The sequence below is a fragment of the Caballeronia choica genome (assembly GCF_001544535.1).
Lineage (GTDB): Bacteria > Pseudomonadota > Gammaproteobacteria > Burkholderiales > Burkholderiaceae > Caballeronia > Caballeronia choica.
In genome coordinates this window covers 92622-103385 of record NZ_FCON02000017.1, presented here as the reverse complement: position 1 = coordinate 103385, position 10764 = coordinate 92622, and the positions used below count along the sequence as shown (strand labels likewise).

The following is a 10764-nucleotide window of genomic DNA, read 5'->3' as shown; positions in this document are numbered from 1 at the left end:
CGGTGGTGAATTGAAGCATGCAGCAAGCACGAACGTAGGATGGTGATATAGCGATAGTGATAGCGATGGGTGTTGGTTTTGCCTGACGGGTGAGCGCGTAGCGCGAGGCTGGATGAATGACTGCTGGTCCACTTCGTTTAGCGGTGCGATGTCCGTGCCTCTTCTACATGCCAACAACGGGGAAACCCCGCTAACGACACTCCCCCGGTTGGACCACTCAGAGGGAACGGGCTAGCGGCGCCTGGCAAGGATTGGCGGTGGGAAGCTGCTTTCTTTGCTTACTTTCTTTGCAGCAGCAAAGAAAGTGAGTCCCGCCCCGGACAGGGGCAGAGCTAATAAACCGCTAAGAAAACAAGTTCCATAGGAATACAAGCGCATCAAACGGTTGAAGCCGGCCCCAAGCGCAAGCGATCATCCTTCCCGCCCCGGACAGGGGCAGCGCTAATAAACCGCTAAGAAAACAAGTTCCACAGGAGCGCAAAAACATCAAACGGCGTAAACCACACCCCACCTCCAAGCGCCAGCGCCCCCCTCACCCCGGTTTGCAGAATATCGCCGTGATGAACGGCGCGACATGATGCACGGTCGCATCGCTGCCCGCCGCACGCACTCTCGGCTCCACCGCACCATCGCGGCCAATCACGACCACCCCATACGCCGTGTCCGCAATGGGCTGGCCGCTTCCCTGCCTGAAGATCGCATCGTCCTTCTGATACCCGACGACCGCATACACGTCGAAGCCGAACGCCGTCAGGTGGCTACCCTTCACCGGACGAAACGCGTTGACCGAATTCGGCTCGACGTGCATCGGCTTGTCTTCGATCAACTGCTGTTGCAGCAGCGGCGCAATAAACGCGTGCGCGGTCGACTTGCAGTCGAGCTGGGCGTCCAGCGCGAGGGCGTGGGAAAGTGCGGGCGAAGCGGCGCAAGCCAGCGCGCAAGCGATTCGAACGAGTTGCTTCATGACCGATGCCGGAGCTAAAACCAGACTGTAGCGGCAAGCGAGCGAGCGTGCTCGACCCTGGCGACCCATCTTTACGTAACGAGTAAAAAGCGCCCTGGTTGAACTGCACCGCCAATCGCCGGATGGTTGCGGCGCCGGTTCAGTTTCCAGGGCGCTCTCATTCGAGCCGAATCGAACGCGGACTAAGCGGCGAGTTCCAGCGCCGACGTCTTGCGCGCGCCCCGCCGATGCACGCAGTTGCCGGCCGCATAAGTCTCGAACACCGCGCGATCATCCCCGAGCAGCGCGAACGCGAACAGCAATTCTTCAAGCGATCCCGCCCGCGCCGTGCGGCGCGCCAAAAGCGGCGTACCGGCCGGATCGAGCACGACGAAATCGGCTTCGCTGCCGGGCGCGAGCGTGCCGATCCTGTCGTCGAGATCGAGCACCTTCGCCGCGCCCGTCGTCGAGAGCCAGAACATGCGCGTCGCGGTCAAATGATGGCCGGTCAGGCGCGCGATCTTGTGCGCTTCGTTCATCGTCTGCAGCATCGAAAACGACGTGCCGCCGCCGACGTCCGTCGCGAGCGCGACCGGCATGTTCGCGGCGCCGGCCTTGTCGAAGTCGAACAGGCCGCTGCCGAGGAACAGGTTCGAGGTCGGGCAGTGCGACGCCACCGCGCCCGTTTCGGCCATCCGCTGGCGATCGGCGTCGTCGAGATAGATGCAGTGGCCGTACACCGCGCGACGGCGCAGCAGGTCGTAGTGATCGTAGATGTCGAGATAGCTGCGATGCCCCGGGAACAGGCTCTCGACCCACTTGATCTCGTCGGTGTTCTCGGCGACGTGACTCTGGATGAACACGTCCTGATGCGCACGCGCGAGCACACCGCACGCTTCGAGTTGCGCTTCGGTCGAGGTCGGCGCGAAACGCGGCGTGAGCGCGTATTGCTGGCGGCCGCGGTTGTGCCAGCGCGCGATCAGCTCGGCGCTGTCGTCGTAGCCGGACTGCGCCGTGTCGCGCAAAAACTCCGGGCAGTTGCGATCCATCAGCACCTTGCCCGCGACCATGCGCAGGTTGCGCGACTCGCTCTCGGTGAAGAACGCGTCGGCGGATTCCTTGTGCACCGTGCAGTACACGAGCGCAGTCGTCGTGCCGCAGGCGAGCAGTTCGTCGAGGAAGAAGCTCGCCGTTTCGCGCGCATGCGACGGATTGCCGAACTCGCGCTCGGTCGGGAACGTGTACGTGTTGAGCCACGGCAGCAAACCCGGCGCCGGCGACGCGATCATGTCCGTCTGCGGATAGTGGATGTGCGAATCGATGAAGCCCGGCACGATCAGCTTGTCGCGCATCGTCTTGATGGTGGCGTCGGGCGCGAGGCGCGCGCGCAGCGCCGCGTATGCGCCTGCCGCGACCACGCGGCCGTCCTCGACGATCAAGAGGCCGTCTTCCTCGAATACCGCGCCGTCGGCGGCGTGCGCGGGATCGTCGCGGAAAGTCAGAAGCTGGGCGCGATAGGCGGTTTGAGTCATGGTGCAACGTCTCCGGAGACTTTAGTCATGTTTTAGAGCTGTGTGAGCAGCAGCAGCGAGAGCGCGGCGACAATCCACATCGCCGGCTTGATGGCCTTCATCTGTCCGGTGAAGGCCTTGATCACGACGAACGCGAGAAAACCATACGCGATGCCGTCGGTGATCGAATACGTGAGCGGAATCAGGATCATCGCGAGAAAGGCGGGGATCGCTTCGTCAAAGCGCTGCCATTCGATCTGCGTGATCGACTCCATCATGAACACGCCGACCAGCACGAGCGCGGGCGCCGTCGCGATGGCGGGCACGAGCGAGAGCAGCGGCGAGAGAAACAGGAACGGCAGGAAGCACAGCCCCGCGACCACCGCGACGAGCCCGGTGCGCCCGCCCGCCGAAATGCCCGCGGCCGATTCGATGTACGCGTTCGCCGGGCTCGTGCCGAGCGGCGCCGAAACGAGCGCGGAGAACGAATCGACGATCATCGACTGGCGGATGTTGCGCGGGTTGCCGTCCTTGTCGTAGAGCTTGCCGGCCTCCGAGATCGCCATGAAGGTGGAGAGCGCATCGAAGAACGACGTGAAAAGCATCACGAAGATGAACGGCCAGTAGATCACCTTCAGCGCGCCGATGAGATCGAGTTGCCCGATGCCGGAAAAGTCCGGCGCCGAGATGAGGCCGTTCCAGTTGACGAGCGTTTTCGTCGCGATCGCGGCGGGCCAGTACGCGGTGCCGTCGCCCCAGAAGCGGCCAATCGGAATCGCGATGAGGGTCGTGAACACGATGCCGAGCATCAGCGCGCCGGTCACGCGGCGGGCAACCAGGATCGTCGTCACCGCGAGGCCGATCAGGAACGTGATCACGACCGGATTGAGCGAGGCCGAATGCACGATCGTCACCGGATCGCCGACGACGAACTTCGCGTTGACGAGCCCGATCAGGCTGATGAACAAGCCGATGCCGCACGACACTGCGTGCCGCAGGTTCGCCGGAATCGCATCGACGACGAGCTTGCGCGCGTTGAACGCCGCGAGCACCGCGAAGATCACGCCGGACCAGAACACGCAGCCGAGCGCGGTCTGCCACGGCATCTTGCCGCCGTGGACCATCACGAACGCGAAGAGCGCGTTCATGCCCATGCCGGGCGCGACGAGCACCGGGTTGCGCGCGTAGAGGCCCATCGCGCAACTGCCGAGAAAACTGACGATCACGGTGGCCGTGAGCGCTGCGGGGAAGGGCACGCCGGCTTGCGAAAGAATGCCCGGATTGACGACGATGATGTACATCGCCGTGAGGAACGTCGTGATGCCGGCGACGACTTCCGTCTTCACGCGCGAGCCCGCCGCGCGGATGCCGAAGTACCGTTCGAGCGTGGTCGTATCGCGTTCGAGTGGTGCGGTGGTTTCCATCTTCATTCTTCAAGCCGCCGCGTGCCAGTACGCATCGAGGTTGGCGACCATCGCGTCGCGCTCGGCGGGCGTCACGAACGACGCTTCGAGGCTGTTTTTGAGCAGCGTGTAGACCTCGTCTTCCGAGAGCTTCAGCGCATCGACGATTGCGAAGTAGTTGGCGTTCACGTAGCCGCCGAAGTACGCGGGATCGTCCGAGTTGACCATCACCGCGACGCCGCGGTCGAGCAGGTCCTTGAGCGTATGCCGGGTCATGTCGTCGAAGACGCAGAGCTTCAGGTTCGACAGCGGGCAGACGGTCAGCGCGATGCGCGCATCGGCGAGACGCGCGACGAGCGCCGGGTCTTCGATGCTGCGCACGCCATGATCGACGCGATCCACCTTGAGCAGGTCGAGCGCTTCGTAGACATACGCGGGCGGTCCTTCCTCGCCCGCATGCGCGACGAGTTTCAGGCCCTTGTCGCGCGCCTTCGCGAACACGCGCTCGAACTTCGACGGCGGATGGCCTTGCTCCGACGAGTCGAGCCCGACTCCGATCAGGCGGTGCCGGTACTGGTCGAAGAGCGGTAACGCGGAATCGAAGGTGGCGAGCGCGTCTTCTTCCGAAAGATGGCGCAGGAAGCAGAGAATCAGCTTGCTCGTCATGCCGCGCTTCTCGCCGTCGGCGAGCGCCCGCTCGATGCCCGCGACCACCGTTTCCATCGGCACGCCGCGTTCGGTATGCGTCTGCGGGTCGAAGAAGATTTCCGCGTGCGTGACGTGATCGGCGAGAGCGCGTTCGACGTACGCCGTCGTCATGTCGTAGAAGTCCTGCTCGTGCAGCAGCACGCTCGCGCCCGCGTAGTAGATGTCGAGGAACGATTGCAGGTCGGTGAACGCGTAGGCGGCGCGCAGCGCATCGATCGATTCATACGCGAGCTTCACGCCGTTCCTTTGCGCGAGCTGGAAGATCAGTTCGGGTTCGAGCGAGCCTTCGATGTGGATGTGCAGTTCGGCCTTGGGCGCGCGTGCGATCTTGTCAGCGAGTGTGGGGTTCATGCGTTTTTTTAGGGCTTGAAAATAGGGCTGGGGTGATGTCACGCCATCTGTTGCGATGACGCGTGGGCATGCGCTTCGACCGCTTGCAGCAGTTGGGCTGCCGCTGCAACGGCGATGACTTCCGGCGCCTTGTCGACGATGCCATCGACGCCGATCGGGCAAATCATGCGCGCGATGCGCACCGGGTCGATGCCGCGCGCCGCGAGCCGGTGCTCGAACTGCTTTCGCTTCGTATGCGAGCCGATCATGCCGAAGAACGCGAAGTCGCCGCGTCGAAGGATGCGTTCCGCGAGCACGAGATCGACCGTATGGTTGTGCGTCATCACGATGAAAAACGTGTCGGGCGGCGCGGCATCGACGGCTGAATCGGGCGCGTCGTTCGGTTCGATCGTGACGTTGTCCGGTACGAACTGCGCAGCGGGGAACGCGGCATCGCGTTCGTCGACCCAGGTGACATGGCACGGCAACGTGGCGAGCACGCGCACCAGCGCCGCGCCGACATGGCCCGCGCCGAACAGCACCACCGAGAATTCGCGCGGCGCGATGGTCTCGGTGAGGAGCGCGCCGCTGTCGTCGAAGCCGGCGCCGTCCCAGAGCAGGCAGTCCGAACCTGCGACGCCCGGTTCCGGGTCCGAGAGCATCACGGCATCGGGCGCGGCGCTGAACGACACGCTACGCACCGTCGACAAACCTTGCGCGGTGCGTTTGCCGAGCGTGGTGACCCAGCCGAGATCGGACACGTCGAGCCGTTCGAACGCAAGGACGACCGCGCCGCCGCAGCATTGTCCGAGGCTCGGGCCGAGCGCGAAGCGTTCCAGCCGCCGCATGCGCGGGCTGCGCATGCCGTCCTTCAGCACTTGCCGCGCGGTCTCGATCGCCTTCCATTCGAGATGGCCGCCGCCGATCGTGTAGCGTGCGTCCTCGCGCGTGACGATCATCTTCGTGCCGGGCTCGCGTGGTGCGGAGCCTTCGACGCGCGCGACCGTCACGAGCACGAGAGCATCGCCGTGCGCGAGCAGTTGTTGCAGGTCGTGCAGCCATGCTTGCATCGGATGCGCTCCTATGAGTTGAGGTTTGAGGCGCTAGTTTACCGGGGCCGGTTGGGCCGCGTCGTTCGTGCTTGGCTGGCTCGGTTCACCCGCTTGAGCCGGTTGACTGAGCAGCGCGGCGCAGCCGTCGAGCGCATCGAGGATGGCTTCCGGCGTCGCGGGTGCGCGCAGCTTTGGCGCATCTGTCGCATCGGGCGCAACCGACGCGATCGCCGCGCGGATCGCGAGCAGCACCGAGAACCCCAGCAAGAGCGGCGGCTCGCCGACCGCCTTCGAGCGGAACACGGTCGGCTCGACGTTGTCGTTGCGATAGAGCGCGACGTTGAACGCGGCGGGCGTATCGCTGACAGCCGGGATCTTGTACGTCGAGGGCGCGTGCGTCATGAGCCGTCCGTCGCGGTTCCACCAGAGTTCTTCCGTGGTGAGCCAGCCCATGCCCTGAATGAAACCGCCTTCTACTTGTCCGATATCGATCGCCGGGTTGATCGACTGGCCGGCGTCGTGCAGCAGATCGGCGCGCACGAGCTTCCACTCGCCGGTGAGCGTATCGACGACCACCTCCGACACCGCCGCCCCATACGCGAAGTAGTAGAACGGATGGCCTTGGAGCGTCTTCGCGTCCCAGTGGACCTTGGGCGTCGCGTAGAAACCGTCGGACCACAGTTGCACGCGCGCGAGATACGCCGCCGCGACCAACTGACTGAACGGCATCTCGCCGCCATTCGAATCGACGACGCCGTTGTGAAAGCGCACCTCGTCCGCCGTGCCGCCGAGTTGCTTGGCGGCGAGTTCCGCAAGCCGCGCGCGGATCGTCAGCGCGGCGGCTTCGGCGGCCTTGCCGTTGAGGTCGCTGCCCGTCGAGGCGGCCGTCGCCGACGTATTCGCGACCTTCGATGTATCGGTCGCCGTCACGCGCACGTGGGAAAGCCCCACGCCGAGCGCGTTGGCCACGACCTGCGCGACCTTGGTGTTGAGCCCCTGGCCCATCTCCGTGCCGCCGTGATTCACGAGCACCGAGCCGTCCTTGTAGACGTGCACGAGCGCGCCCGCCTGGTTGAGGAACGGCACGTTGAACGAGATGCCGAACTTGACCGGCGCGAACGCGATGCCGCGCCGGAGCACCGGGCTCTTCGCATTGAACGCGGCGATCGCGGCGCGGCGCGCCTGATAGTCGCTCGATTCGACCAGCTCGTCGGTGAGCGGCGCGATGACGTTGTCCTCGACCTTCTGGCCATACGGCGTCGTGTCGCGCTCGCCGATGCCGTAGTAATTCGCGCGCCGCACGTCGAGCGGATCGCGCTTCAACCGGTGCGCGACGTCGTCGAGCAGCACTTCCATCACGAGCGCGCCCTGCGGCCCCCCGAAGCCGCGAAACGCCGTGTTCGACTGCGTGTTCGTCTTGCACGCCAGCGCGACGATATCGACGTCGCTCAGGTAATACGCGTTGTCGAAGTGGCAGACGGCGCGCGTCGCGACCGCGCCCGACAGGTCCGCCGAATAACCCGCCCGCAACGCGATTTCGACCCGCGCGCCCGCGAGCCGGCCGTCGTCGTCGAAGCCGGCCTCGTAGGCGTAGACGGCGTCGTGGCGCTTGCCGGTGATCATGAAGTCGTCGTCGCGATCGGCGCGCAGCTTGACCGGCCGGTGCAGCTTGTGCGCCGCGAGCGCCGCGACGCACGCGAACACCGCCGACTGCGATTCCTTGCCGCCAAAGCCGCCGCCCATGCGCCGGCATTCGCACATCACGTTGTGCGTCGGCCAGCCGAGCATGTGCGCGACGAGGTGCTGCATCTCGCTCGGATGTTGCGTCGAACTGTGCACGAGCATGCCGTCGAGTTCCTTCGGGATCGCATACGCAACCTGGCCTTCGAGATAGAACTGCTCCTGTCCGCCGACCTCGAATTCCCCTTTGATGCGGTGCTTCGCCGCCGCAATCGCAGCGTCCGGGTCGCCGCGCCGCAGATGCAGCGGCGGCAGCACGAACTGCTTTTTCTCTTTGGCTTCGCGCGGCGTCAGCACGGCTTCGAGCAACTCGTAGCGCACGACGTCCTCGCTTTTCGCGAGCGCCGCCGCGCGCCGCGCGAGATCGTGGCTCTCTGCGATCACCGCGAACACCGGCTGGCCGAGATACTGCACGAGGCCGTCCGCGAGAATCGGATCGTCGTGGAGCACCGGGCCGCAATTGTTCTCGCCGGGGATGTCGGCGGCGGTCAGCACGGCAACGACGCCCGGCGCCGCGCGCACCGCATCGAGATCGAGCGACACGATGCGCGCATGCGCATGCCGCGACAGCCCGAGCGCGGCGTGCAGCGTGCCGCGCAATTCGGCGATGTCGTCGGTGTAGGTTGCCTCGCCGCTCACATGCAGCGTCGCCGATTCGTGCGGCAGGCCGACGCCGATCGCCTGCGCTTCGAGCGCCGCGCCCGTTGCAAGCGGTTCGCTTACCTTGTTCATGGCTGCTCCTTCAGTGCACACCGTTGGCCCGTGCTTCGAACGCGAACGCATTCACGTCGAAGAGGGCGAGCGGAGCATCGCCGCGCGTTTCCAGGTAGAAACGCCACAGCACGTTGCGCGCCACCTTGCTGCGGTACGCGCTCGACGCGCGCATGTCGGTGAGTGGCTGGAAATCGGCGTCGAGCGCGCGCATCGCTTCGCGGACGTTCGCCTCGGTCCAGTCCCGGTCGAGCAACGCCGCTTCCGCACGCGCCGCCCGCTTGGGCGTCGCCGCCATGCCGCCGAACGCGATCCGCACGCTCGTCACGCGCGTGCCCGCGAGCTTCACCGCGAACGCCGCGCAGACCGCCGAGATATCCTGGTCGTAGCGCTTCGCAATCTTGTAGGTGCGAAACCGCAGGCTCGCCGAGGGCCTCGGCACGCGGATCGCCGCGACGAATTCGCCGGCATCGAGCGCGGTCTTCTGATAGCCGAGATAGAACGCATCGAGCGGCAGCGTGCGGGTCTTGTCGGCCTTCTGCAGCACGACTTGCGCGTCGAGCGCGATCAGCGCGGGCATCGAATCGCCGATCGGCGAGCCGTTCGCGACGTTGCCGCCGAGCGTGCCGGCGTTGCGGATCGGCAGCGATGCGAAGCGCGTCCACAGTTCCGCGAGTTCGGGGTAATCGGCGGCGAGCGCCGCGTACGCGTCTTCCAGCGATGCCGCGGCGCCGATCGTCAGATATTGCGCATCGTGCGCGATGGTCTTCAACTCGTCGACGTTGCCGATGAACAGGATGTCGCCGAGTTCGCGGAACTGCTTCGTGACCCACAGGCCGACGTCGGTGCTGCCCGCAAGGAGGCGCGCGTTCGGATGGGCCGCGCGCAGGCGGGCGAATTCGGCGAGTGTGGCGGGCGCGCGGAAGGTGGGCGACCCGAAGGCGGGGCCGCGCGCGTCGGGCGCGGCGTATTCGAAGGTGGCGCCGCGCCGGATGCCTTCGAGCGACGCCTTCAGCGCCTCGCGATCGAACGGCACACGCGGGTAATCGAACATTTTCTGCGCGGCATCGACGATCGGCCGGTAGCCGGTGCAGCGGCACAGGTTGCCGGAGAGGGCGGCGCTGATTTCGTCGCGCGTCGGCAGGCCGGCGCCGGGCGGCTGGTTCTGGTAGAGCGCCCACATCGACATGACGAAGCCCGGCGTGCAGAACCCGCACTGCGAGCCGTGGCAATCGACGAGCGCCTGTTGCACCGGATGCAGCGTGCCATCGGCGGCGCGCAGGTCTTCGACCGTGATCAGCGCGCGGCCGTCGAGGGTCGGCAGGAACTGGATGCACGCGTTGACGGCCTTCAGCGCGACGTTGCCGTGCGCGTCGAGTTCGCCGACCACGACCGTGCAGGCGCCGCAGTCGCCTTCGGCGCAGCCTTCCTTGGTGCCGGTGCATTGCTGCGTTTCGCGCAGATGCTGGAGCACGGTGCGCGTCGCGGGCGCATCGCCGATTTCATGGACGGCGCCGTGCTGGAGAAAACGGATGGTTTGCGTTGTCATAAGAGAATCCGAGACATTGCGGATCGGGCGCGCGTTACGCGTTCCGGCAACGTCCCGCAGGCGAGCCGGATAGAGCGCACGTAGATCGCCATCCATACCGGAAGGTATCACCCCAATATCCCAAAAATATTGCGGCGCGCATATCAAGATTATGCGGATGCGCTGATGGGGGAAAGGGGCGCGGCGGAAAAGAGGGAGGGGTGGGGTGCTGGCGGGGTGGGTGACTTCGACCGGTTGCGTTTCGGCCGGGGCAGAAAGCGTGGCCGCTCCCGGAGCGGCCGGCACAAAATTCACATCGACGGCGTCCGCAGCCGGCGCTTGCTTCTCAGGCTCGCCACGACGGCCAGGAAGATGATCGCGAACGCAAGCAGCGACCATTGCGGCAGCGAGAGCCCGAGAATCGGCGGATAAGGCGTCTCGCACAGCCCCGCGACCTTGAACACCTGCGGCAGCCAGCGCGCGGGCGGCAGATTGTCGACGATCGGCTGCAAGGTGTCGAACCCGCAACTGAACCCGGGCCGGGCCTGGATGTAGACGTGTCGCGCCGCCGCCACGATGCCGCCGAGCGCGGAAAGCGCCACCATGGCTTCGAGCACCGCCACGCCGCGCCAGCCGCGCAGCCCGGCGCCGAGAAACGCGAACACGGCGATCAGCACGAAGAAATAGCGCTGGATGATGCAGAGCGGACAGGGGTCCTCGCCTCGATAGAACTGCAGGTAAAGCGCTCCGCCGACCAGCGCGAGACAGACGAAGGCGAGCACGACCAGCAGCCGCCGTTCACGCCGCAGAATGCGGTCGTCTTCGTGCATGGTGAAAT

The 10764-nt window shown here is 65.7% G+C and carries 8 protein-coding genes; all 8 read right to left on the bottom strand.

Annotation, left to right across the window (positions count from 1 at the left end):
* Positions 1–532 precede the first annotated feature (532 nt).
* The 8 genes from AWB68_RS10785 to AWB68_RS10750 all read right to left on the bottom strand — a co-directional run bounded on the left by AWB68_RS10785 (position 533) and on the right by AWB68_RS10750 (position 10756).
* Positions 533–964 (bottom strand): hypothetical protein, encoded by a 432-nt coding sequence (locus tag AWB68_RS10785; protein WP_087644326.1) that lies wholly within the window; start codon positions 962–964, stop codon positions 533–535.
* A gap of 182 nt (positions 965–1146) precedes the next feature.
* Positions 1147–2475, bottom strand: coding sequence for a guanine deaminase (gene guaD, locus AWB68_RS10780; protein ID WP_087644325.1), 1329 nt, complete (start codon positions 2473–2475; stop codon positions 1147–1149).
* Positions 2476–2507: 32 nt separating this feature from the next.
* The gene (locus tag AWB68_RS10775; protein ID WP_087644324.1) at positions 2508–3878 is read right to left on the bottom strand and encodes an NCS2 family permease; all 1371 of its coding nucleotides are present in this window, start codon (positions 3876–3878) and stop codon (positions 2508–2510) included.
* A 9-nt stretch (positions 3879–3887) separates the two neighbouring features.
* On the bottom strand, positions 3888–4916 hold the full coding sequence (locus tag AWB68_RS10770; RefSeq protein WP_087644323.1) for an adenosine deaminase: 1029 nt from the start codon (positions 4914–4916) through the stop codon (positions 3888–3890).
* 38 nt (positions 4917–4954) lie between these two features.
* The gene (xdhC, locus tag AWB68_RS10765; RefSeq protein ID WP_087644322.1) at positions 4955–5965 is read right to left on the bottom strand and encodes a xanthine dehydrogenase accessory protein XdhC; all 1011 of its coding nucleotides are present in this window, start codon (positions 5963–5965) and stop codon (positions 4955–4957) included.
* Between the two features lie 33 nt (positions 5966–5998).
* Positions 5999–8419: a xanthine dehydrogenase molybdopterin binding subunit gene (gene xdhB / locus AWB68_RS10760; protein WP_087644321.1), complete on the bottom strand. Its 2421-nt coding sequence runs from the start codon at positions 8417–8419 to the stop codon at positions 5999–6001.
* A 10-nt stretch (positions 8420–8429) separates the two neighbouring features.
* Positions 8430–9947, bottom strand: coding sequence for a xanthine dehydrogenase small subunit (xdhA, locus tag AWB68_RS10755; RefSeq protein ID WP_087644320.1), 1518 nt, complete (start codon positions 9945–9947; stop codon positions 8430–8432).
* 290 nt (positions 9948–10237) lie between these two features.
* The gene (locus AWB68_RS10750; protein WP_087644334.1) at positions 10238–10756 is read right to left on the bottom strand and encodes a disulfide bond formation protein B; all 519 of its coding nucleotides are present in this window, start codon (positions 10754–10756) and stop codon (positions 10238–10240) included.
* Between the last annotated feature and the right edge of the window lie 8 nt (positions 10757–10764).

Excerpts from the sequence above, each read along its gene's own strand:
- xdhC (WP_087644322.1), bottom strand. The coding sequence starts at position 5,965 with ATGCAAGCATGGCTGCACGACCTGCAACAACTGCTCGCGCACGGCGAT.
- AWB68_RS10785 (WP_087644326.1), bottom strand. The coding sequence starts at position 964 with ATGAAGCAACTCGTTCGAATCGCTTGCGCGCTGGCTTGCGCCGCTTCG.
- AWB68_RS10775 (WP_087644324.1), bottom strand. The coding sequence starts at position 3,878 with ATGGAAACCACCGCACCACTCGAACGCGATACGACCACGCTCGAACGG.
- xdhB (WP_087644321.1), bottom strand. The coding sequence starts at position 8,419 with ATGAACAAGGTAAGCGAACCGCTTGCAACGGGCGCGGCGCTCGAAGCG.
- xdhA (WP_087644320.1), bottom strand. The coding sequence starts at position 9,947 with ATGACAACGCAAACCATCCGTTTTCTCCAGCACGGCGCCGTCCATGAA.
- AWB68_RS10750 (WP_087644334.1), bottom strand. The coding sequence starts at position 10,756 with ATGCACGAAGACGACCGCATTCTGCGGCGTGAACGGCGGCTGCTGGTC.
- AWB68_RS10770 (WP_087644323.1), bottom strand. The coding sequence starts at position 4,916 with ATGAACCCCACACTCGCTGACAAGATCGCACGCGCGCCCAAGGCCGAA.
- guaD (WP_087644325.1), bottom strand. The coding sequence starts at position 2,475 with ATGACTCAAACCGCCTATCGCGCCCAGCTTCTGACTTTCCGCGACGAT.